Genomic DNA, 22,423 nt, shown 5'->3' with positions numbered 1-22,423 from the left:
AAGAAGTTCGAGCATGTACGACTACGTTGTCGTCGGCGCCGGATCCGCCGGGTCGGTGCTGGCCGCGAGATTGTCCGAGAACCCCGATGTCACCGTGGCGCTGATCGAGGCGGGCGGCGCCGACACCGCCGATGAGATCCATATCCCCGCCGCCTTCGGCTCACTGTTCAAGAGCCGCTGGGACTGGGATCTGGACACCGAGCCGGAGGCGGGACTGCTCGGCCGGCGTGCGTATCTGCCGCGCGGCAAGATGCTCGGCGGCTCCAGCTCGATGAACGCCATGATCTACATTCGCGGCAATCGGGTCGACTACGACGAGTGGGCCGCGGGCGGTGCGCAGGGCTGGGGGTACCATGATGTGCTGCCGTATTTCCAAGTGGCCGAGGACAATGAGCGCGGTAAGGATGCCTATCACGGTGTCGGCGGACCGCTGACGGTGGCGGAGGGGCGCTCACTCAATCCGCTCGGCGACGCCTTCCTGGAGGCCGCCGAGCAGGCGGGGTATCAGCGCAATGACGATTTCAACGGCGCCACCCAGCTGGGTGTCGGGCGCTACCAGGTGACGCAGCGGAACGGCATGCGGTGCAGCGCCGCAGTGGCCTATCTGCATCCCGCCGCCACCCGGCCCAATCTCACGATCATCACGGATGCGCTGGCGCACAAGGTGATTCTCGACGGCGGCCGGGCGGTGGGCGTGCAGATCAGCCGTGGCGCGGAGCTCGAGGAGGTTCGCGCCGAGCGTGAGGTGGTGCTGGCGGCCGGCGCGTACGGCACACCGCAGCTGTTGCTGCTGTCGGGTGTCGGACCCGCGGATCAATTGCTGCCCTTGCAGATCGAAGTGCAGCACGAGCTTCCGGTGGGCGAGGGATTGCAGGACCACCTCATGGTCATGCTGAACTACCTCACCGAGCAGGAATCGCTCATGACCGCGCTGTCGCCGGAGAATCTGGCGCTGCTGCAGGGTGAGGGCCGGGGGCCGCTGACCTCCAATGTCGGTGAGGCGGGCGGATTCTTCGAGACCAGAACCGGTCTCGCGGGCCCGGATGTGCAGTTCCATCAGGCGCCGGTGCTGTTCTACGAGGAGGGTCTCGGCGCGGCGGTCGCGCACGGGTTCGCCATCGGCTCCTGTGTGCTGAAGCCGACCAGTCGCGGCCGGGTGACGCTGCGTTCGGCCGCACCGGATACCGCACCGCGCATTCTGCACAACTACCTCGCCACAGAGGCTGATCGGGCCAGCCTGCTGGCGGGGCTGCGGATCGGTCTCGATATCGCGAGCCAACCGGCGCTGCAGGCCGTGCGCACCGGGGATTTCACTGTGCCGGAAGGTGATTCGGATGCGGAGCTGCTGACCTACGCCCAGCGCACCGCGCAGACGCTCTACCACCCGACCTCCTCGTGTGCCATCGGGTCGGTGGTGGACAGTCGGCTGCGGGTGCTCGGCATCGACGGCCTGCGGATCGCCGACGCCTCGGTCATGCCGAGTGTGACCAGGGGCAATACCAATGCGCCCACCATCATGATCGCGGAGAAGGCCGCCGCGATGATCCTCGAAGACGCCGATTCGACTGTAGGAGTGTAGGAATGAGTGCAACAGCGGACATCATCGAAGCGGCGGTCAAGGCATTGCGCGCGGGTGAGGACGAGTGGGCGCGCACGCCGCTGTCCGGACGGCGCGCGCTGCTCGATCAGATCCACGCGCTGACCGAGGCGAATGCCGAGGAGTGGGTGCGGATCGCGGCGGGCATCAAGGGGCTGCCCGCCGATTCGCCGCTGCTCGGCGAGGAATGGGTGAGCGGGCCGTATCCGCTGCTGACCGCCACCACCGCACTGGCGGGCAGCCTGGCCGCGCTGGAGGCGGGCCGCAGTCCGGTCGACGGGTACACCATCACCAATGCGCCCGAAAACCGTTCGGCGATCAAGGTATTGCCGCACGGCATCTTCGACTGGCTGCTGCTCAACGGCTTTACCGCGGAGGTGTGGACCAAGCCCGGTGTGGATGCTGGTACCGTGCGTGCCAAAGCTGGACTGGCACAGCGCAATCCGCAGCAGACCAACGGAATCGGCGTGGTACTGGGCGCGGGGAACATCTTTTCCATCGCGCCGCTGGATGTGCTGTATCAGCTGTTCGCCTACAACCGGGTGGCGGTGCTGAAGCTGAATCCGGTGACCGATCCGCTGCTGCCGGTCCTCGAGAAGATCTTCGCCCCGGCCATCGAGCGTGGTTTCGTGCGCATTCTGACCGGGGGAGCGGAGGTCGGGAAGGAGCTGGTCGACCATCCCGATATCGCCGCGGTGCACATGACAGGCAGCTCGATCACGCACGACGCCATCGTGTTCGGTGCGGGTGCGGAGGGTGCGCAGCGTAAGGCCGCCGGCACTCCGCTCATCGACAAGCCGATCACCAGTGAACTCGGCGGCATCTCGCCGACCATTGTGGTGCCGGGCAAGTGGTCGAAGGCCGATCTGAAGTTCCAGGCCGAGCATCTGGCCACGCAGCGACTGCATAATAACGGCTACAACTGTGTGGCCTCGCAGGTCGCGGTCATCAGTTCGGACTGGGAACAGAAGGCCGAATTCCTGGCCGCGGTCCGAGAAGCGTTCCAGCGGGCCCCTGTTCGCACCGACTATTACCCGGGCTCGGCAGCCAGGGTGAGCGCGGCGCGCACCGCGTACCCCGATGCGGAGGCCGTCGGCAGTGATGGAGCGCGAACCCTGATCTTCGGCCTGCAAGCCGACGAGGCGGAGGACGCACTGCGCGTCGAGTACTTCGCCCCGGTCTTCGGCGTCATCGAATTGCCCGGCGCCGGAAGCGATTTCCTGCGGCAGGCGGTGCGGGCCGCCAATGAGAAGTTCGAGGGCACGCTCGGCGCGAACATCATCGCCCACCCCGCCACCATCAAGTCGCTGGGCGCGGAATTCGACTCGGCGGTCACCGATCTGCGCTATGGCACCATCGGCATCAATGCCTGGACGGCGGTCGGCTACCTCACCGCGCTGGCCAGCTGGGGCGCCTTCCCGGGGCACACCCTCGACAATGTGCAGAGCGGAATCGGCGTGGTGCACAACGCCTTACTGATCGACGATCCGGAACGCACCGTCGTCCGCGGCCCGTTCCGCCCGTCCCCGCGGTCGCTGGTGAACGGTGAACTGTCGCTGGCTCCGGTGCCGCCGTGGTTCGTCACCAACCGCACGGGGGTCACCACCGGCCGCCGCCTGACGTACTTCGCGGCCAGCCCGAGCTGGGCCAAGATCCCCGGCATCTTCGCCTCGGCGCTGCGCGGCTGAGGCATCCGGTCGCCTCGAGACACGGGTCGATCGGACTGACAGGAGAGGCATGCGGGTCGGTGTCGCCGCCGGCCCGCTCTACTTTGCCCGCAGCCTCCGGCCGAGTTGATCAGCTGTATACGCTCGGAGGGCGAGGCGAAGGAGTGGATCATGTCGAACGACAATGCCGACCTGGTGATTCGTGCGGGAGCCGTGCATACGCTGGTTCCGGGCCAACCCGTGCAGCGGGCGATCGCCGTCATGGGCGACCGGATCGTGGCGGTCTCCCCGGACCCGCACGGACTCGGCGACTGGATCGGCCCCGAGACCGTGGTGATCGACAGGCCCGAGGCGACGGTGCTGCCGACCTTCGACGACACCCACACCCACCTGATCATCGCCGGCAACAGCGCCCACGATGTGCCCGTCCACCTGGCGAACGATATTCCGCAGCTGCTCGACATGATTCGGGAGCGCGCCCAGCAGACCCCGCCCGGCCAGTGGATTCGCACCACCGCCAACTGGCAGGAGATCAATCTGCCGGAGCGGCGCTTCCCCACCGCCGATGAGCTGGACACCGCCACCGATAAGCACCCGGTGTTCCTCATGCGCGGTGGCCACAATGTCGTGGTCAACAATCTCGCGCTGGAGCTGGCCGGAATCACTGCGGAGACCCCCGATCCGGCGGGCGGTCACCTCGGACGCGCCGCCGACGGGCGTCTCACCGGACTGGTGCAGGACAATGCCATTCCACTGGTAGCGCGACTGCTCCCCGCGGCCACCGCCGAACAGCGGGTCGAGGGCTTGCGGGCGGCCAGCCTCGACTACGCCGCCAAAGGCATCGGCCTGGTGCGTGATGCCATGGTTCCGGTAGACGATCTGGCCATCCTGCGCACGGCCATGGAAACGGGCAACCTCAATGTGCGAGTCCGGGCCATGGCCTCGGCCCTGGGCTTTTCGACCGTCGAAAGCGTCGACGAACTCCTGGACCGGCTCGAGCCGTGGCGCGACCGCTCCGACCCGTGGCTGTCGGTATGGGGTGTGAAATTCGGCCTCGACGGCGGTATCGAAGCCGGAGCCACCCGCGAGCCCTACGCCTGCGACCACAGCTTCTTCGGCTACCTGACCTGGAAGCCCGAAGTGCTCATAGCCGCCATGGACCGAGTTCTGTTGCGAGGCTGGAAGATCGGCACACACGCCTACGGCGACCGCGCCGTCGAAACCCTGCTGGATGTGTACACCGAACTGCAGCGCCGCTACCCGGATCTGCCCGCCGGATCACTCGTCATGGAACACGGCGGCCTGGCCGACACCGAACTACGCTCGCGCGCAGTACAAATGGGAATCCCCGTAACCATCCAACAGCCACTTCTGCACGACGTCGCCCGCATCGAAGACACCTACTGGGGCCCAGAACGCGTCAACGCCCTCTTCCCCGCCCGCGGCTGGCTGGACCAGGGAGCCCTGGTCACAGGAGGCTCGGACTACCCCGTAGGCCGCTACGGCGCCATGCGCTCGGTCTGGGGCATGGTCACCCGCCAGACGGTTACCGGAGTACGAGGCCCGGAACACGCCATCACCACCGCCGAAGCAATCGCCCTCCACACCACCAACCCCGTTGCCTTCCTGGCCGATTCAGATTCCCGAGGCTCCTTAACCCCAGGCCGCCTAGCCGACCTGACGATATGGAACCTCGACCCCACCACCGCCACCCCAGAACAATTACAAGACCTGAACCCCACCCACACCATCATCGGCGGCCGCCTGATCCACCAGCCGACCTGACCCCTGCCCGCCCCCATCCCTCTCGATCCACCAAAGACCAACCGAGTCTTCGTCTTTCGTGTCTTGTTCTCGAGAACGCAACCACAGCCGGTCGACCCCGCCGGTATCGCACAGCCCCTCCCAACTCCGGAAGGTCAACCGGGTACCCCTCCTAACGTGCCCAGCACGGCCATCTCGGGCTTTGCCCGCACCCCGATCCGATCAACCCTGCTCGGGAAGCAAGAAGCCCAGGTGCACCGACTGTTTCGGCATAGAGACCGTCTGCTGCCGGGGGGATGGAGGATTCGAGGCCGAGACGGTCGGTGTACCTGGGTTGTTTCCGTCGAGGGGCGGTGTTGGATCCCTGGGCGCGGGCAGGGCCCGAGATGGCCGTGCTGGTGGCGTCGGGTGGGGTACCCGGTTGACCTTCCGCGGTCACGAGGGAAGCTGCGGTGCCAGCCGGAAGACTGGTTGTGGTCCGGTTTCAGAGATAAAACACGAAAAGACAAAACCCGAAAGACCAAGGGCCGCCTGGAGAGAAGGGATCGAAGAGAAAGAGCCTGAAAGACCCGGGCTGGCAACGTTCGTGGTGTTCGTGGTGTTCGTCGGATCGGCGCTGGTGGTGGTGGGGTAGCGCGAGGTTCCGGAGCGGGCGGTGGGCGATGGCACGGGGTGCGCGGTGATTCGGCACGAGTGTCGCATCGGCATGATCAATGTGATGGTGTTTGCGGTGTGAAGCCTGCTGTGTGGGTGGGGGTCCCGGGTGGAGGGTGGACTCACGGGGGCGCGAGCCACGCCTGCTGCTGGTCCATCCGGTGCGGGTTCCGCTGCGCTCGTTCACGGCGGCGGTCGGCGTCTGTGGAAACAGTGGTTGGGCAGTGTCTTTGGCACCGCTGGTGTGCGCTGCTGCGGTCTGCGGTTGTCGAGTCGGTGGGGAGGGTGAGGATCGGCCCGGGCTGCCGCTGTTGTCGCCGTTCCCGGTTCTGGATTATTGGGGTCGGCGGCGATGAAACCCTTGGTGGACAAGGACTTGTCGTAGCACCGTCAGGATCGACTTGACGATGTCTGCGCCGGTGGCCAGGTTTTCAAAGAGCGCTGACAGGGGTTCCGCTATTCGCGGGTGGGATGGGTTGTGGGCATCGCGTCCCCGCCTGCTGTTGGCGCCTGTCGCTCCGCACGGTCCGGGTTCCGCTGTGCTCGTTCGCCTCTCGAGGCCCACTGCCCGTGGAACTTTGGTGGGCAACGGGTTGTGACACCGTCAGGACCAACCTGACGGTGTCAACAAGGGGCGCGGTCCCACTATTCGCGGGTGGGGGTGGTTTTGCGGGCATCGAGCCATGCCCGCCGTCGCTCGCGGTGCGACCGTTCCCGGGCCCGGATTTCGTTGAGGGCACCGGCCATCAGTTCACCGGTGTGGTGCAGGTGATTGACCTGCGGGGTGCCGGTGGGGTCGATGTGGGGTGGGGCGATCCACCCGGTCCGGCCCGGGAACTGGGTATCCTCGCCCATGACAATGGTTTTCCAGCCCCCGGGCCCGTCGTGGATCATCGCGTGGCACCCATCGCAGGCGAGGGTGAGGTTGTCGATGTCGGTGGGGCCGCCTTCTGCCCATCCGGTGACGTGATGGGCCGCCGCCAGGCTCGCGGGCGCACTGCACCCGGGTCGGGTACACCCCTTGTCGGAAGCGATCAACGCCAGTCGTTGTGCGGGCGTGGCCAACCGGTCTCGCCCGCGCCCCAAATACAGGGGCAGTCCGGCCTTGTTCAACACCACCAACAACGGTCGGGTTCCGGCGGCCAGTTCCAGGGCTTGCGGGATGGTCAGGGTGCCCCCGGTCGCGGTGGTCGCGATCCCCGCACCCCGCTCGAGGTCCTCCACACGCATGGTGATGATCGCTTCCACGGGCAAACCCCGGTGGGAGCCGAGCTTGGGGCGGTCGAGCTGAAACCGCAGCACCGCCAACAACGCATCATGGTTGCGTTGCGCGGGCGAGCGGTTATCGCGTTCGGAGGCGGCTTTCAGTTTCTGGCGGTCGAGGGTGCGGTCGGCGACCTTCGGGCTGTGCGGATCGGCGGGGTTGCACATGCCGGGGCGGGCGAATTTGGCCAGCAACGGCTCCAGGATTTCCCGCAACGGCTCGGTGATCTCCCCGATCAGCGGGGACATCCCGTCCGCACGCTTGCGCCCGAGGGTGAGCCCGCGCATGCGTTCGCGGTCTTTGTCCTGGGTGAGGGTGCCGTCGGGGTCGATGTTCGCCAGGATGACCTCCCCCAGATCGAGCAGTTTGTCGGGGCTGCCGGTGCGGGCGTAGGTGGTCAAAACGTCTTGGGCCAGGTCTTTCTGGCCGGGGTCGGCGGCACACGGGATGCGCTTGAGGACCTGCGTGATCCGCCGCACATGATCGACGGAGATGTCTCCGGCGCGTTGGGCTTCGGCGACATACGCCAGTTCCGGTTCCAGGTCCCCGCCGAGCGCCGGTTGCGGGCTCAACTGTTTGGCGGCGTTGACCCGCGAGACCGCATCAGCGTGGCTCAATCGCAGGGTTTGTTCCAAGAATTTGATCGGGGACGCCGATCCGGCACGCGCGGCGAGGGAGCGGGTGCAGGTTTCGGTGACGAACCGGTGTTTGACGGCTTCGAGTTTGCGCATGCTGGTCTCGACTTCACGCATCACTGCGATGAATTCCTCGTCCAGCAAGGGTGTGAGGGAGGCATCGAGGAGGTTTTCCACGGCGGTATCGAGTGCGTGTGCACTCGATACGATGGTGGTTGCTCCCCCCGGATTCATGCCTCTATTCTACCGCCGCAGAAGAACCCCGGAAAGGCGAATCACGTTGTGATATAAGGATATTCAGACTGGCGGACCGACCGGAATCTTTCGCTTCCCTGTTCTATCTCTCCTTCTTGTCCAGGATGCTCCTATAGATGTCAAAGTGGCTTGCGGGAGAGGCGGTTCGGTGCTGTTGGGCGTGGTGAGTGCGTGGAAGATCTCGCGGGTGACGTAGCGTTTGAGGCAGCGGATGATGTCTCTTTTGGAAAGCCCTTGGGTTGTTCGGCGTTCGACGTAGGCGCGGGTGGGTTGGTGGTGACGCATGCGGACGATGACGATGCGGTGCAGGGCGGCATTGGCGTGGCGGTCGCCGCCACGGTTGAGGCGGTGGCGGTCGGTGCGTCCGGAGGAAGCCGGGATCGGGGCGGTGCCGGTGATCCTGGCGAACGCGGCGTCGGAGCGGATGCGTTCGGGGTTGGCTCCGGCGGTGACCAATAGTTGCCCGGCGGTGTCGGGTCCCACGCCGGGAAGTTCGAGCATCTCCGGATTGATCTGTGTAACAAGGGCTTTGATCGGGATGTCCAGTGCGGTGATTTCCTCGGACAACACCAGTGCTCGACCCGCGAGGTGGCGCAGTGCGAGCTTGACGGCCACGGCCGGATCACCCACGCGGGCGATATCCGGGCGAGCGCTCGCGCAGACTTTGAGCAGGGCGGTCGCCGTCAGTGCCCGCAGCCGCGTGCGCACGGGTTCGGGTGCGGTCACGATCAGGTCCTTGATCTGGGTCACGACCTGCGCACGGTGAGCCACTGCGCTCGAGCGCGTGACGCGCAGGTTGCGCAACGCTTCGACCGCGCTGGTGCGGTTTTTCGGGGTCCCGGTACGCCCGGCCAGTGCGGCACGGGCGGCCGGCACGGCGTCGATGGGGTCGGACTTGCCCGCGCCGCGCCGCGAGTTGTGTTGGGGGCGTTGGACTTCGACTACCCTTACATGCTCGGCGGCCAGATGTTGCGTCAGCCCGCTCCCGTAGGAGCCGGTGCCTTCCACCCCGACCAGCACCAGGGTGCCCAGTGACCGTAACCAGGACAGCAATTGTATGAATCCCGCAGTAGTGGCGGGGAATTGGGCCCATCCCAGCTCGCGACCGACCGGGTCGATCGCGGCCGCGGTGTGAGTGTCTTTATGTGTATCGACGCCGGCAATGACTTCAACGACTGGATCGGTCATGATGGAGTTGTCCGTTCTGCACTGTGACCATGGGCAGGGCGGCACCCCGGTACGAGCGCTCGGACAAAGCAGTAATGGGTGTCTGCTGGTACAGGCTCCTATCAAGTCACCAGCGCCACGACCGGGCAGTGCGTGAACCCCGCGACCGGACCGCCCGACAGATCCCGGACATGACACCACGGTCAGCGTCTTTGCGAGTCAGGACGACCGTCGCGGGGTTCACCCATAATCATTACTGCGTCTTTGGTTCTTTGTTCTTTGCTAGCCTTGGTCCCGAACGCTTCAACGGCAACGGGAGGTGCACAACCATGCAGCTATCACAGGAACAACTTGTGGACCTGATCGGTGAAAAGGCATCTGCGGCAGCGGCGTTCGGTGAGCCGGTCACCGCCGACGGCGTCACTGTCATTCCGGTTGCCCGTGCATCCATCGGATTCGGTGGTGCGTCCGGCAGCATCGGCGGGGGCACCGAAGTGCGGCCGCTCGGCTACATCGAAATCCGCAATGGGGTAGTCCGTTACCGGCCGATTCGGGATGCTCGCACGCGTATCGTTTTGCCGCTCATCGCAATTGCTGCCGCATTTGCCGCACCGTGGCTGATCCGCTCCGTAAATATGCTCCGCGGCATCGGGATTCGTCGCCGATCGGGCGTCGAATAGCTACTTGGTGCTTTCGGCCAGGTCGATCAATCGCGCTCGCACGAGTTCCGGCCGTTCGTCGACGATGAAATGCCCGCAGCCGCTGACGCCTTCGAAGGTGTAGTCGTCGGCGCGCGCGGTGGTGGGGTCGGCGAGTGAGAAGTGAACGGCCGCATCGTTGATTCCGAAGAGGGCGCGGATCGGGATCGTTCCGCGCCGGCGCTCGGGGGTGCGTGCGGTGGCGGGGATTTCTTTCAGCCAGAAGGTGCGGTAGGTGTCGGTGGCGGCTCGGGCGCATACCGGATCGCGGAAGCGGTCGGCGAAGATCTGGACTATCTCGGGGCTTACGGCATGGCGGTCGGACATGGCGGAGCGGATCAGCCATGGCAGGAAGCCGGTTCGCTGTTGTACCGGGACACCGGCAATGGCGATCAGGGGCTGATAGGTCAGGAATCGCCACAGCTGTCGCGAGACGACGCGGGTCGGCACCCAGGGGTGCGCCATATTCATCGCGAGGTAGCCGGAGAATCGGTCCGGTTCGCGCAGCACCATGCGGTATCCGATGAAGGCGCCCCAGTCGTGGCCGCCGAGCAGCACCCGCTCCAGACCCAGCTCGTCGAGCAATGCGAACAGGTCCGAGGCCACATCCTCCTTGGCCCAGCGGTGCGGCGCGGGGCCGGACCAGCCGTAGCCGGGCAGGTCGGGTGCGATGATGCGCAGGCCCGCAGGCGGATCCGCCAGCAGATCCCGGTACGCGTAGTGGTGCTGCGGCCATCCGTGCAGCAGCAGGACGGGGCGTCCGCCGGGGTCGCCGCTCTCGGTCACATGGAATCGGACGCCGCGCGCTTCGACGAACGACCTCCGGACTCCGGGTAGGGCAGGCGGCTCGGAAAGGACGACACCGGTGGATTCAGCCATACGGTCACGGTAGCCGGGCGTGTGGTGTGCCGGAATGCGTATATGGCGGCGATCTTGCACGTAACCTTGCAAAGAGAGTCTCCGGTCCGGCAGGCCGCTGATCCGAAAGGCCGTGTGTGGATCGACGACTAGTGCTCGAGTTGATCACCATTCCGCTGTTCACCGGCGTTATCGGGTACATCACCAACTGGACCGGCATTCTGATGTTGTTCGAGCCCATCCGGTTTCACGGTTTCCGGCTGCCGGGGCTGCGATGGGTTTATCCGTATCTGCCGCGCCGGATTCAGGTGCTTCCGCTGCTGTCGCACGACGGGCGGATCGGCTGGCAGGGGATTGTGCCGTCGCGGGCCGAGAAAATGGCCAGTATCGCCGTCGACAAGGGGCTGTCCAAGCTCGGCAATATGTCGGACTTCTATCGGGAGCTGGACCCGGACAGCATTGCCGATCAGCTCGTCCAGCTGACCCGGCCGCAGATTCCGGCCATGGTGGCTCGCGTGATGGAGCGCCGGAATCCGCAATTGTGGTTCAACCTCCCCGAACCCGCGCAGGAGCTGGTGTATCGCCGCGTCGCGGATCAGCTCCCCGAGAGCGCCCAGACCATCACCACGACGATCGGCGAACATATCGAGGAGCTGATCGACCCCAAGTGGATGACGATCCGCCACCTCACCGAACATCCCCGGCTGATCAACCGCATCTTCCGTGAGATCGCGGCCGCCGAACTGCGGTTCATGAAGAATTTCGGCTTCTACTTCGGCTACCCGATGGGCTTCGTCCTCGTCGCGATCCTGCACTACTGGCCGTACTGGTGGATTCTGCCGCTGGGCGGCGTGATCATCGGCTATGTCGTGAACTGGGTCGGCATCACCATGATCTACGAACCGCTGCACCCGAAGTGGTGGGTGCCGTGGCGGCAGGGGCTACTGCTCAAGCGGCGCAACGAGATCGCGGACGGCTACGCCGAAATCATTGCGGGCGAGGTCATGACGCCGCGCAATCTGGCCCGCGAACTGCTCACCGGACCCCGATCGGACCGCACCGCGGCCATGCTCGAATCGGTGCTCGGCGCCTCCATCGACAAGGCGGCGGGGCAGGCCAAGCCGGCGGTTCGCTTCTCGCTGGGCCGCTCCGGCTACGACCAGATCAAATCCGATGCGGCCCCGGAGCTCATGAGCCTGGCCAGGGTGGCCTTCGCCGACCCCAGCTTCCTGTCCACCCAAACCGTCCGCATCCGCGACTTCGTGGCTACGCAGATGCGCACGCTCGACCGCCGCGATTTTGTGGATCTGCTGCGCTCGGCCACCCGCCAGGACGAATGGCTGCTGTTCGTACACGGCGCCGCCCTCGGTGTGGTGGGCGGGCTGATCCACCTGGCGATCTTTCCGGTGTGAACCGTCAGGGCCGCGGGGTGATCAGCTCGCGGGTGAGCGCATCGAGCGTGCGGGCCGCCGTGGGGTCGAACGCCCGTCCGGTCACATTGATTCGCCTGCCCTCGATGACCGCGGTGAGCGGATCGGCGGGCGGACTGTCGACCAGTTCGAAGATGGGCGCGGCGGCAACAGGAATCGGTTTGCCGTAGCGGCGCAGGTTTTCCACCATCAGCTGGGTGGCCCGGTCGTAGTCGCCGGTCTGCGCGGTGGCAGTGACACCGGGATGGACCAGCACATAGCGGGTCTTGCCGGTGGGGTACTGCTGCACGTAGGCGACGCCCAGCAGATCGTTGAGCTTGCCGCCCTGACCGAGCGCACCGCCGCCGGTGTAGTGCTGGGTGAGCTGAATATCGTTCCAGGACACCGCGGAGAGATCGCCGCCCGGCCCCGCCACATTGACGATGACCGGCCGGGCGGCGCGCTCCAGATTCTCGTGGAGTTCATGGCCGAACAGGAAGCGGCTGAGATAGAAATGCGCGAAGGTCGCTTCGATCCCGTCTTCGGTCTCGACGCGGTTCGAGCGAAAGAATCTGGCGCACAACACCAGTGCGTCGATGACGGGATAGCCGGCCCGAAGCTCGTCCAGGACCGCCCGGTTCTGTTCGAGTGAGCCGAGGTCGGCGGGCAGGAACACCCCGTGGCCGCCTGCTCGCTCCAGGAAAGCCTTGCCCTTCTCGGCATTTCGGCCGATCACCACGACCCGGTCACCCCGCTCGGCATACGCCTGAGCGAGGTAGCGGCCGATTCCATCGGTGCCGCCGGTGATCACGATCGTCCTCATCGCCGGCATGCCTCGAGTGTAGTCCTGCGCGCGAGTGCCGACTCCGCTATACGGGCACGATGGTGGCGACGATGGTTTTGATCGAATCGTCCGGAATGACGAAGGTTTCGGTGATGTCCACCGTCGCCAACCGCACCCCGAGGATGCCGGAGTCGAGCAGATAGCGGGTGGTCACCAGATCCCCGTCCTGGGACATCCGAAGATCGTGGATGCCCTGAATCACCGAATACTGCACACCGTGGTTGAGATCCTCCGTCAATTGCGGTCCGGAGTAACCGGTTTGCAGTCCGGCCTCGACGCGCGTGGCATCGGGCGTGAATTTCACGGCGCTGGCATCGTGTGAAACCAGGGCGTCGATATAGGCGCGCGCCATCGCCTCTTTCGGGGTGATCGCGTAATCAGCCTCTGCCGCAGCGATTCCCGACCCGGCGACGAGCGCCGCCGCCACCGTTGTCGACAAAACTGCAACTCGTTTCAGTTCCATCCGCTCATCCTGGCGTAAACACCGCAACCCCGCAGCGGATCCGGCCACGCCACCGCGGCGAAACGGCCGAACAACGTGCGAACAGCGGATAAGCCGCGATTGCCGGGGCGTCGGGATTCATAATCTGAGCTATGCCGAAGCCGTGTCTACTCCTGCAGTTGCGGCCCGAGACGGCGGCTGCGGACGACGAGTACCGGGCCATTCTCCGCATTGCCGGACTGGACGCCGACGAGGTGGTGCGGGTCCAGATGGATCGCGGCTTCCCCGAGATCGCGCTCGATGAATTCGCGGCGGTCATCGTGGGCGGCGGGCCGAGCAATGTCGGCAACCCGGAGGAACGTAAGTACGACTACCAGCGCAGGTTCGAGCCCAAACTCCGCAAGGTGCTCAGCGAGGTGGTCGAGCGGGACTTCCCATATCTGGGCGCCTGCTACGGATTGAGCATTCTGGCGGACGTTCTGGGCGGGCGGGTCAGCGATGAGCGGTACGGGGAGAAGACCGGTGCGCAAACCATCGAATTGACCGATCTGGCGCGTGCGGATCCGCTCGTGCACGATCTCCCGCAGACTTTTCGGGCCTTTGCCGGACACAAGGAAGCCTGCCAGGGCACCCCGCCGGGGGCGGTGCTGCTGGCGCGTTCGGCGAACTGCCCGGTACAGATGATTCGGGTCGGCGAGCACGTGTACGCGACGCAGTTCCATCCCGAGCTGGACGGTGACGGGCTCGCGGTGCGGATCGAAATCTACCGGCACGCAGGCTATTTCGATCCCGAGGAGGCTGATGCCCTCACCGAGCTCGGTCATCGGGAGTCGGTGCCGGTCCCGGGGGAGATCCTGCGCAGATTCACCACCCGCTACCTCCGCTAGCGTTTCACCACCCGGGGCGATCGCCGTGCTTGAGGCGGTAGGTGTTCTCCACGATCGCGCGGGTGAGGGCCCGCTCGGGCGGGGTCTGAGCGCGGCGCGGTGAGTGGATGAGGATGAACTCGATACTGGACGGTCGCGGTTCGGGCAGTCCCGGTACCGGGTACAGATCCGGCGGCAGCAGGCTTTCGCTGTGCACGACGAACCCGAGTCCGGCCAGGACAGCCGCGCGAAGTCCCAACTGGCCCTTGGTGGTACACGTGATCCGGTAGTCCAGGCCCGCGTGTTCCAGCGCCGCGAGCGCGGATTCCCGGGACAGCCCGGGCGGGGGATAGGTGACGATCGGCACCGGCCGGGTGAGATCGGGGACGGCATCGGCCGGACCCGCCCAGACGAAACGGTCCTCGAAGACGAGTTGCCCGTGCCGGGTGCCGGGCCGGCGTTTGACGAAGGCCAGATCGAGGCGGTCGGCGCGCAGTTCGGCGTGCACCTCATCGCTGAGCCCGATATTCAGTTCCAGATCCACCTGCGGATAGGCGCGGCGGAATTCCAGCAGGATGGACGGCAGGGCCTGGGAGACCAGATCTTCCGAGACGCCGAAGCGAATCCGGCCGCTCAATTGCTCACCGTCGAAGAAGCGCACCGCCTCGTCGTGCGCGTCCACAATGGTGCGCGCGAAGCGCACCAGGGCCGCGCCGTCGGTGCTGAGGGTGACCGAATGGGTATCGCGGACGAACAGTTCGCGACCGAGTGCGGATTCGAGCTTCTTCACATGCCCGCTGACCGTCGGCTGGCGCAGGCCCAGCTGGCGGGCCGCCTGGCTGAAGCTGCGGTAGTGCTCGACGGCGAGGAAGCTGCGCAGCAGTACGGGATCGAGCATGACGGGTCCGCCTATCGCGATATGTGATAGCGAATATAGCTCATATCGCGTTCCGCAATGCCCTGTGGATCCGTAGCGTCGCGGTTTGTGAAGGTGCTGAGCAAGTTCCACATCGACGGATTCATTCTCGGTCTGCTGAGCATGGTGGTCCTGGGTGCGGTACTGCCCGCCTCCGGCGCGGCCGCCGACGTCCTGGGCTGGGTCACCAAGGTCGCCATCGCCCTGCTGTTCCTGCTCTACGGCACCCGGCTCTCACCCGCCGAGGCGTGGGCCGGGCTGCGGCACTGGCGACTGCATCTGACGGTGCTCACCGTGACCTTCGTGATCTTCCCGCTGCTCGGCTTCGGACTGTGGCTGCTGGGCCGCGGCTTCCTGCCCTCGGATCTGCGCACCGGCGTGCTGTTCCTGTGCCTGGTGCCGTCCACCGTGCAGAGTTCCATCGCCTTCACCTCCATCGCGCGCGGCAATGTGGCCGCCGCCATGGTCAGTGCCTCGGCCTCGAATGTGCTCGGCGTCGCGCTGACCCCGCTGCTCGTCGTACTGCTCATGACCACCAGCGGTGAGGTGCACATCGGCGCGGGCGCGATCATCGCGATCCTGACCCAGCTGCTGGTGCCGTTCCTGGTGGGGCAATTGCTGCGCCCGCTCGTGGGGCCGTGGCTCGCGCGGCACCAGCCGGTGGTGAAGAACGTCGATCGCGGCTCGGTGCTGCTCGTCGTCTACACCGCCTTCAGTGCCGGAACCGTGGAGGGCATCTGGCAGGCGGTGCCGCCCTGGCGCATTGCCGAGGTCGCGGTGATCTGCGCCGTCCTGCTGGCGGCCGTGCTGACCATTACCGGTGGCCTCGGCAAACTGCTCGGCTTCGCACTGGCGGACCGGATCGTGGTGACCTTCGCCGGTTCGAAGAAGAGCCTCGCCTCCGGGCTCCCGATGGCGGCGGTGCTGTTCGGCGGGCAGTCGACCGCGCTGATCGTGCTGCCGCTCATGATCTTCCACCAGATTCAGCTGATCGTCTGCGCATTCCTCGCGCCACGATTCGCCCGTAAGGCCGAGGTCGACACCGAATTGTCGGACTCTACTGTCGGCCAACCCATTTCGGGCGATACTCGAGAATCTCACCCGGTGGGTGCACCCGCGGCGGGATAGTGGGGGCAGTCGAGTGAGAGTTGGTACGCGCGGTGCTGAAGCGGGTCCCGGCCGGTAGGCGTTGGCGCCTGCTGGCCGTTGTCGCAGTGGTGGTGGTTGTTGTCGGTGGTATCGCCGGTTTCCTGCGCGCGGGGCCCGGGCCCTCGCATGCCGCGGCGCAGCCGCTCGCGCTGGAAGTGACTGCGCCGGAGACGGTGTCGTCTTATCACGCGCCGATCACGCTGCGTGGCAAGGCGACCGGCGCGAAGAGCGTCGCGATCGGGGGACAGTCGATCACGCCGGGGCCCGACGGTTCGTTCGAGGTCACGCTGCCGCAACTGCCGGTCGGTGCCGCGGTGGTCGCGACGGATGCCGACGGTAGGACGACGACCCAGCCCGTCACCACACGCGCAGAGGTGCCCCGGATTCGGGCGGTGCATGTGACCGCGTACGCGTGGGCCTACCAACCCATGCGCGACGATGTGCTGACTATGGCGCGGGAGGGGCGGATCGATACCGTCCAGCTCGATATCAAGGATGAGGACGGCGTGGTCGGCTACGACTCGCAGGTGCCGCTCGCCCGGCAGTCCGGGGCGTCGGCGGGCATCTATGATGCCGGGTCCGCGCTGAAGACCCTGCACGATATGGGTATTCGAGTGGTGGGCCGAATCGTCGCCTTCCGCGATCGCACCATGGCGGAGTGGGCGTGGCACGCCGGGCATCCGGACTGGGTCATCCAGAACCCTTCCGGGCAGCCGTATTCCAGCGGTTACGGGTCCATTGCCTTCACCAATTTCGCCAGCCCCGAAATGCGCCGGTACAACATCGATCTCGCGGCCGAGGGCGCGCGGCTGGGGTTCGACGACATCATGTACGACTACATTCGCCGCCCCGACGGGCCGCTGTCGAATATGGTCTTCCCCGGCCTCACGGTGCCGCCGAGTGTCTCCATCGCCGACTTCCTGCACGAGAGCCGCGATCCGGTCCGGGCCGCGGGCGCCTTCCAGAGCGCGGCGGTCTTCGGCATCGCGGCGACGCGGCCGGACGAGATCGCCCAGGACATTCCGCTCATGGCGCCCAATCTTGATTACGTCGCGCCCATGCTCTACCCCTCGCACTGGAATGCCGGTGAATACGAGGTGGCGAATCCCAATGCGCAGCCGTACGACATCATCTTCCGCTGTCTGCGGGATTTTCAGCGCCAGGTGCAGGGCACCGGAGCGAAGGTGGTGCCGTGGCTGCAGGACTTCAGCCTGGGGGTGACCTACGGCGATGCCCAGGTCCGCGCGCAGATCGCCGCGGCCGCGGCCCAGGGCATCCCGAGCTTCTTCCTGTGGAATGCGGCGGTGAGCTACCACTCCGGCGCGCTGGACCCGGCCTGATCGGCTTTCGGTGGGCTGCGGGGGATAGTAGCGGGTAGATAACCGACCGGTCGGAACTCGTAGGGAGTTATCATGAGCAGCCCTGAAAAGCAGTCGGTCCTCGCCCGCGTCTCGCCCACTCAGTGGGTGGCACTGGCACTGACCGTGCTGGCCGTCATCTTTGTCGCCGAGAACCGCACCAAGGTCTCGATCGAATTCCTGCTGCTCACCATCAGCTCACCGATGTGGCTGGTGCTGTTGGTGCTGTTCGCGGTCGGCTGGATCGCCGGCCTGCTGACCGCCCGCCAGCGCCGCCGGTCTCGCTAGCCGTCCGGGAGACCCTGCGGTTCCCGAGGGTGCTCAGCCGCGGCTCATCAACTCGGTGAGGGTGGCGGTGTCGGTGGTGCGGGAGCCGCCCGCGAAAGCCATTGTGGCGTAGGAGCGTTCGGCTGCCTCGGGGTGGCCGGTGCCGCAGGCGTCGGTGACCAGCATGGGGAGGTAGCCGAGGTCGGTGGCGTGGCGGACGGTGGGTTCAATACCCACCTCCAGGGCAATCCCGGCGATGGCGAAGCTGTCGATTCCCAAGTCGCGCAGGGCGATATCCAGCGGGGTGGCGGTGAACGCCGACATGGTGATCTTGTCGAAGACGATCTCGTTCGGGCCGGGGGTGAGCTCGGGCGCCAGCTGGTACTGCGGTGAGCCCTGCGGGAACGCGGCATGCACCTCGTCGACGCTGTCCACGTGCTGCCACTCCATGGCGGCGCGCAGCTGGGCGACGCCCGCCGCCGCCACCGGGATCGACATGTGCCGGGTGTAGAAGATCCGGAAACCGTTCTCCCGCGCGGTGTCTCGCAGTCTGCGGCAGGACTCGACAATGCGGTCGCCGTCGGGAAGCTGGCGGACGATTCCGACCTGCATGTCATAGATCAGCAGCGCCATGCGCGCCGGATCGCAGGCATCCTCGACGGTCTGCGGAATGGTCAGGCCGTAGGCGTATTGCACGTCGGCCTCACTTGGTCCGGTCGTAGGGCTCGGCCACATCGACGGCCGGATCCATCAGTGCCTCGAGCGGCAGCGGGGCCATGACCGGGACATAGGTCCACTCCAGGAACCCCTTTTTGGTGAGCGGGAAGTCGTCGATATACCGCTTGGCCTCCTCGACGCTGTCCACCTCGAACACGATCACCACACCGGGTTCGTCGGCGCGCGCGTAGTTCTCGCGCACAATGCCGGCCTTCCAGAGCCGCCACACATTGGCGACCTCCTCGGGGAGGAACGGGGTGATGGTCTCGAGGGTGACTCCGGGCTTGAATCGGTCGAAAGTAATGACCTTCATGGGTTGTGAACTCCGTGTCCGCGAATCGTGCTGCGGCCGTGCGCCGCAGTCCAGAGTCCATGGAAGCCCGATGATTACAGTGTTACAAGAACGCACTTTTCGGTAAGTACCGGAGGCCAGACATGCCCGTGAAGCGCTACTACTGCCCGGTCGAGGTGACCGTCGATCTGATCGGCGGCAAATGGAAGCCGGTGATTCTGGCGCACCTCAAAGAAGGGGTGCGGCGCTACGGGGAGTTGCGCCGGCTGATGCCGAGCACCAGCGAGAAGATGTTGATCCAGCAGTTGCGCGAACTGGAGGCGGCCGGGCTGGTGCGCCGCACCGCCTTCGATACCGTCCCGCCTCAGGTCGAGTACGACCTGACCGAGGAGGGCTGGAGTCTGGTGCCGGTGCTGACCGCCCTCTACGAGTGGGGCGAGAAGCGGTGTGAGCGAACCGGCATCACGGTCGAACTGCCACGGTGACGATCTGGCCGTAGCATTCGGACCTGTCGCGCCCTCGCAGGAGAGTCAACGTGGAGTCGAAAATGCCATCCGCACCGTTGTTCACCCGCTTCGTCGCACTGGGGGACAGTCAGACCGAGGGGATCGGCGATCCCGACGGCAATGGCGGGCACCGCGGCTGGGCGGATCGGCTGGCAGGCACCCTCGCCACCGTGAGTCCCGGTCTGCGCTATGCCAATCTGGCCGTGCGCGGCCGCCGGGCCGCGCAGATCCGGGCGGAACAGCTCGGTCCCGCGCTGGCGCTGCGACCGGACCTCGCCGCGGTGGTGGCGGGCATGAACGATGTCATTCGGCCGCGCTTCGATCAGGCCGCGGTGCTCGCCGATATCGAGGCGATGTTCGCCGCCCTCACCGGTGTCGGGGCCCGGGTCATCACCTTCACCTTCCCGGATATCGGCAGTGTCGCTCCGGTGGTGCGGCCGCTCTCGGGCCGGGTGCGGGCCTTGAACGAGCGCCTGCGCGCACTGGCCGCCCGGCACGAGGTGACGCTGATCGATTTCGAGCCGGTTCCGGCCACCGCGCATCGGGATGCGTGGGCGGAGGATCGGCTGCATCTGAGTCCGCTCGGCCATACGCTCGTGGCCCGGGCGGTCGCGGACACCCTCGCGCTGCCCGGATCCGATGCCGAGTGGCGGCAGCCGCTGCCGTCACTCGAACGTAGCCTGCCCGCCGCGCTCACCGATGAACTGCGCTGGGCGTCCCGGCATCTGGTGCCCTGGGTGGGACGCCGACTGCGCGGTGAGTCCTCCGGTGACGGCGTGGTCCCGAAGCGGCCGGAGATGACTCCCGTCTGAGCCCTCGCTCAGCCGCTTCCGCCAAATTTTCATGCGTCATGCGACGGGGTGGACAAGCCCGCGGACCATCTGAAAAGATCTCTTACCAATAAGGGTAGGAGGGCGGAATCATGAACGTGCGCAAAGGTGGGCGCGTCTTGGTCGTGGCTGTCATGGCGATAGCGGGAGCGTGGACCGGTTTCGGTTCGGCGGCGGCGACGCCGGAGGTGCAACCGGCCGATATTCGAATTGAACCGGCGCCCGCGCTCACGCTGCCACCGGAATTGGACGACTTCTATCGACCGGCGGCGGGCGTGGTCGCGGCGGCGCAACCCGGCGAAATTCTGCGGGTGCGGTCGATCAATCCGGCGTTCTTCGGTGTGCTGCAGCTGAATATCGATGCGTGGCAACTGCTCTACCGGACCACCGATAGCCACGGTGAACCCATTTCCACGGTCACCACGATTCTGCGACCACGCGGTGAGGCGCCGGAGGGCGGGCGCAAGCTGCTGTCCTATCAGATCGCCGAGGACAGTGCGGCGCAGTATTGCGCGCCGTCCTATGTGATCCAATCCGGTGCTATTCCAGCCGATTACGTCAATGCCGCCGAAACCCTCATCCCCATTGCCGCGGGTGTCGGCCAGGGCTGGACCGTCGCGCTGCCGGACTACGAGGGGCCGAATTCAGCCTACGGCGCATCCCGGATGAACGCCCAGGCCACCCTCGACGGCATTCGCGCCGCGGAGAATTTCGAACCCGCGCAGCTGAGCGGCCCGGGCACGCCGGCCGCGCTGTGGGGCTACTCGGGCGGGACCATTCCCAGCTCGTTCGTCCCGGAGATCAAGGACAGCTACGCGCCGGAGTTGAATATCGTCGGCGCGGCCTCGGGCGGCGTGGCACCGGCCGACTTCGCGACCGTGGTGCGGCACAACAACAATGGCGTCTACGCGGGCCTCATCTCGGCCGCTTTCGCCGGGATCGCCACCGAATATCCTGATATGCAGCGCGTAATGACCGAACGCGTCGATCTGCTCGGCCAGTTCGTACTGGCGTCGAAGAAGGTGCTGTGCCATCCGGTGGGTGCGTCCCTGTTCCCCGGATTCAACTACCTGGGCACCTTCCAGGGCGCGGATCCGCTGCAGCTGCCCGAGATTCGGCAGGCGATCGCGGACAATACGCTGGGACAGCGCACTCCTACGGTGCCGATCTACTTTTATCACGCCCAGAACGACGAGCTGATTCCCATCGGCGGCACCGATGCGATCATCGGCAAATACTGTGCCGAAGGCGCTCCCAGCGTCACCTACGTGCGTGAATTCGCCGCGGAGCACATCTCCGGCGTGCTCACCCACCTGCCCGGCGCCTTCGATTGGCTGCGCGATCGGCTCAACGGTGTCGCGCCGCCGGCGGGATGTTCGATCTCCAGTCCGACCACCACGGTGACGGATCCGCAGTTCGCGCAGGCGCTCTCGGAGATCCTGCCGCCCATGGCGCAGGCGTTGGCCGGGCAGGCCATCGGGCGCACCGGTTAGGTCGGCTCTCGGGAATCCCCTCGTCATTCCAGCCGAAGCAGGCCGAGATGACGGGGTGGGTGATGTCAATGCCTGGGTAGGATCAGCCAATGGCGCGACAGCGGGACGACGCGGGTACTCGTCGCAGTTATGGTGGCCTGTCCAGCGAGGAGCGGGCGGCGCAGCGGCGGGAACGACTGCTCGAGGCAGCGCTGGAATTATTCGGCACCCAGGGTTATGCGGCGTCCCCGATCGAGCGGCTGTGCACCGAAGGCGGTATTTCCACCCGCAGCTTCTACGAGGAAATGGGAAGTCGCGAAGCACTATTGATCGCGCTGGTCGATCAGATCACTTCGCGAGCGGTCCAGCGGGCATTGGAAGTGCTGGCGAATGTGCGTGATCAACCGCTGACCGTTCAGGTCGCGGAATGCGTTCGCGCCTACCTCGAGGTCACCTGCCACGACCGGCGCTCGGCGAAGGTCTGCTATGTCGAAGTGATCGGAGTCAGCTCCGCGGTGGAGGATTGGCGGCGGGAAAAGCGCCTGCTCATCTCCGGAATGCTGGCGCGGGAGGCCGAGCAGTCGGCCGCGCGCGGTGAGATATCCGCGCGGCGGTTCGACCTGTTCGCGCTGGCCATTATCGGTGCGGTCAATTCACTGGCCCAGGAGCTGGTGCAGACGACCGATCCGGGCACCGAGATCACTCTCGACGAAATCTGTGATGAGATCGCGTATCTCGTGAATTACGGGCTGTCCGCAAGCTGAAAACAGCTGACTGATTTTCGCCGGGCCTACTT

Annotated in this window: 21 protein-coding genes; 13 read left to right on the top strand and 8 right to left on the bottom strand. The window is 66.0% G+C overall.

Annotation, left to right across the window (positions count from 1 at the left end):
* Nucleotides 1–13: 13 nt before the first annotated feature.
* From OG716_RS24775 to OG716_RS24765, 3 genes are all read left to right on the top strand, one after another.
* Nucleotides 14–1,579, top strand: a complete 1,566-nt coding sequence (locus OG716_RS24775) for a GMC family oxidoreductase (RefSeq protein WP_405133143.1) — start codon at nucleotides 14–16, stop codon at nucleotides 1,577–1,579.
* A 2-nt stretch (nucleotides 1,580–1,581) separates the two neighbouring features.
* Entirely contained in the window at nucleotides 1,582–3,285 is a 1,704-nt protein-coding gene (locus tag OG716_RS24770) for an aldehyde dehydrogenase family protein (RefSeq protein ID WP_405133142.1), read from the top strand.
* A gap of 150 nt (nucleotides 3,286–3,435) precedes the next feature.
* Complete coding sequence (locus OG716_RS24765) at nucleotides 3,436–5,049, top strand: amidohydrolase (RefSeq protein WP_405133141.1); 1,614 nt, start codon at nucleotides 3,436–3,438, stop codon at nucleotides 5,047–5,049.
* Between the two features lie 1,278 nt (nucleotides 5,050–6,327).
* On the opposite strand, the gene OG716_RS24760 is transcribed toward OG716_RS24765, so the two are convergent.
* Together OG716_RS24760 and OG716_RS24755 are read right to left on the bottom strand one after the other, a co-directional pair.
* Nucleotides 6,328–7,815, bottom strand: a complete 1,488-nt coding sequence (locus OG716_RS24760; RefSeq protein WP_405133140.1) for a DUF222 domain-containing protein — start codon at nucleotides 7,813–7,815, stop codon at nucleotides 6,328–6,330.
* A gap of 63 nt (nucleotides 7,816–7,878) precedes the next feature.
* On the bottom strand, nucleotides 7,879–9,024 hold the full coding sequence (locus OG716_RS24755; RefSeq protein ID WP_405133139.1) for an IS110 family transposase: 1,146 nt from the start codon (nucleotides 9,022–9,024) through the stop codon (nucleotides 7,879–7,881).
* A gap of 308 nt (nucleotides 9,025–9,332) precedes the next feature.
* Here OG716_RS24755 and OG716_RS24750 point away from each other — a divergent pair, with 308 nt between their 5' ends.
* Complete coding sequence (locus OG716_RS24750; RefSeq protein WP_405133138.1) at nucleotides 9,333–9,683, top strand: hypothetical protein; 351 nt, start codon at nucleotides 9,333–9,335, stop codon at nucleotides 9,681–9,683.
* Here the strand turns inward: OG716_RS24750 and OG716_RS24745 are convergent, their stop codons facing one another.
* Nucleotides 9,684–10,580, bottom strand: a complete 897-nt coding sequence (locus OG716_RS24745; protein ID WP_405133137.1) for an alpha/beta fold hydrolase — start codon at nucleotides 10,578–10,580, stop codon at nucleotides 9,684–9,686. It lies immediately after the preceding gene.
* A gap of 116 nt (nucleotides 10,581–10,696) precedes the next feature.
* On the opposite strand from OG716_RS24745, the gene OG716_RS24740 reads away from it, so the two are divergent.
* Nucleotides 10,697–11,971: a hypothetical protein gene (locus tag OG716_RS24740; protein ID WP_405133136.1), complete on the top strand. Its 1,275-nt coding sequence runs from the start codon at nucleotides 10,697–10,699 to the stop codon at nucleotides 11,969–11,971.
* A 4-nt stretch (nucleotides 11,972–11,975) separates the two neighbouring features.
* Here OG716_RS24740 and OG716_RS24735 read toward each other — a convergent pair whose 3' ends face one another.
* Together OG716_RS24735 and OG716_RS24730 are read right to left on the bottom strand one after the other, a co-directional pair.
* Nucleotides 11,976–12,800, bottom strand: coding sequence for an SDR family NAD(P)-dependent oxidoreductase (locus OG716_RS24735; RefSeq protein ID WP_405133135.1), 825 nt, complete (start codon nucleotides 12,798–12,800; stop codon nucleotides 11,976–11,978).
* Nucleotides 12,801–12,837: 37 nt separating this feature from the next.
* Nucleotides 12,838–13,275, bottom strand: a complete 438-nt coding sequence (locus OG716_RS24730; protein ID WP_405133134.1) for a hypothetical protein — start codon at nucleotides 13,273–13,275, stop codon at nucleotides 12,838–12,840.
* 131 nt (nucleotides 13,276–13,406) lie between these two features.
* Here OG716_RS24730 and OG716_RS24725 point away from each other — a divergent pair, with 131 nt between their 5' ends.
* Nucleotides 13,407–14,141, top strand: a complete 735-nt coding sequence (locus OG716_RS24725; RefSeq protein ID WP_405133133.1) for a glutamine amidotransferase — start codon at nucleotides 13,407–13,409, stop codon at nucleotides 14,139–14,141.
* Nucleotides 14,142–14,145: 4 nt separating this feature from the next.
* On the opposite strand, the gene OG716_RS24720 is transcribed toward OG716_RS24725, so the two are convergent.
* Entirely contained in the window at nucleotides 14,146–15,018 is an 873-nt protein-coding gene (locus OG716_RS24720) for a LysR family transcriptional regulator (RefSeq protein ID WP_405133132.1), read from the bottom strand.
* 87 nt (nucleotides 15,019–15,105) lie between these two features.
* Here OG716_RS24720 and OG716_RS24715 point away from each other — a divergent pair, with 87 nt between their 5' ends.
* The 3 genes from OG716_RS24715 to OG716_RS24705 all read left to right on the top strand — a co-directional run bounded on the left by OG716_RS24715 (nucleotide 15,106) and on the right by OG716_RS24705 (nucleotide 17,831).
* Nucleotides 15,106–16,164 carry a bile acid:sodium symporter family protein gene (locus tag OG716_RS24715; RefSeq protein ID WP_405133131.1) on the top strand — a complete coding sequence of 353 codons (1,059 nt, stop codon included), beginning with the start codon at nucleotides 15,106–15,108 and terminating at the stop codon, nucleotides 16,162–16,164.
* A gap of 32 nt (nucleotides 16,165–16,196) precedes the next feature.
* Nucleotides 16,197–17,525: a putative glycoside hydrolase gene (locus tag OG716_RS24710; protein ID WP_405133130.1), complete on the top strand. Its 1,329-nt coding sequence runs from the start codon at nucleotides 16,197–16,199 to the stop codon at nucleotides 17,523–17,525.
* Between the two features lie 72 nt (nucleotides 17,526–17,597).
* Nucleotides 17,598–17,831: a hypothetical protein gene (locus tag OG716_RS24705; RefSeq protein ID WP_405133129.1), complete on the top strand. Its 234-nt coding sequence runs from the start codon at nucleotides 17,598–17,600 to the stop codon at nucleotides 17,829–17,831.
* A gap of 33 nt (nucleotides 17,832–17,864) precedes the next feature.
* Here the strand turns inward: OG716_RS24705 and OG716_RS24700 are convergent, their stop codons facing one another.
* Nucleotides 17,865–18,506 (bottom strand): cysteine hydrolase family protein, encoded by a 642-nt coding sequence (locus OG716_RS24700; RefSeq protein WP_405133128.1) that lies wholly within the window; start codon nucleotides 18,504–18,506, stop codon nucleotides 17,865–17,867.
* A 7-nt stretch (nucleotides 18,507–18,513) separates the two neighbouring features.
* On the bottom strand, nucleotides 18,514–18,840 hold the full coding sequence (locus OG716_RS24695; protein WP_405133127.1) for a hypothetical protein: 327 nt from the start codon (nucleotides 18,838–18,840) through the stop codon (nucleotides 18,514–18,516).
* Nucleotides 18,841–18,962: 122 nt separating this feature from the next.
* On the opposite strand from OG716_RS24695, the gene OG716_RS24690 reads away from it, so the two are divergent.
* From OG716_RS24690 to OG716_RS24675, 4 genes are all read left to right on the top strand, one after another.
* Entirely contained in the window at nucleotides 18,963–19,304 is a 342-nt protein-coding gene (locus OG716_RS24690; RefSeq protein WP_405133126.1) for a winged helix-turn-helix transcriptional regulator, read from the top strand.
* A 62-nt stretch (nucleotides 19,305–19,366) separates the two neighbouring features.
* Complete coding sequence (locus tag OG716_RS24685) at nucleotides 19,367–20,137, top strand: SGNH/GDSL hydrolase family protein (RefSeq protein ID WP_405133125.1); 771 nt, start codon at nucleotides 19,367–19,369, stop codon at nucleotides 20,135–20,137.
* A gap of 110 nt (nucleotides 20,138–20,247) precedes the next feature.
* Nucleotides 20,248–21,648: a lipase family protein gene (locus OG716_RS24680; RefSeq protein ID WP_405133124.1), complete on the top strand. Its 1,401-nt coding sequence runs from the start codon at nucleotides 20,248–20,250 to the stop codon at nucleotides 21,646–21,648.
* A gap of 89 nt (nucleotides 21,649–21,737) precedes the next feature.
* Complete coding sequence (locus OG716_RS24675) at nucleotides 21,738–22,391, top strand: TetR/AcrR family transcriptional regulator (RefSeq protein ID WP_405133123.1); 654 nt, start codon at nucleotides 21,738–21,740, stop codon at nucleotides 22,389–22,391.
* Nucleotides 22,392–22,423: the final 32 nt, after the last annotated feature.

Origin of the sequence: Nocardia sp. NBC_01388, from assembly GCF_045040085.1 — a bacterium.
Taxonomy (GTDB): Bacteria; Actinomycetota; Actinomycetes; order Mycobacteriales; family Mycobacteriaceae; genus Nocardia.
This window is presented reverse-complemented; position numbering and strand designations above follow the sequence as displayed.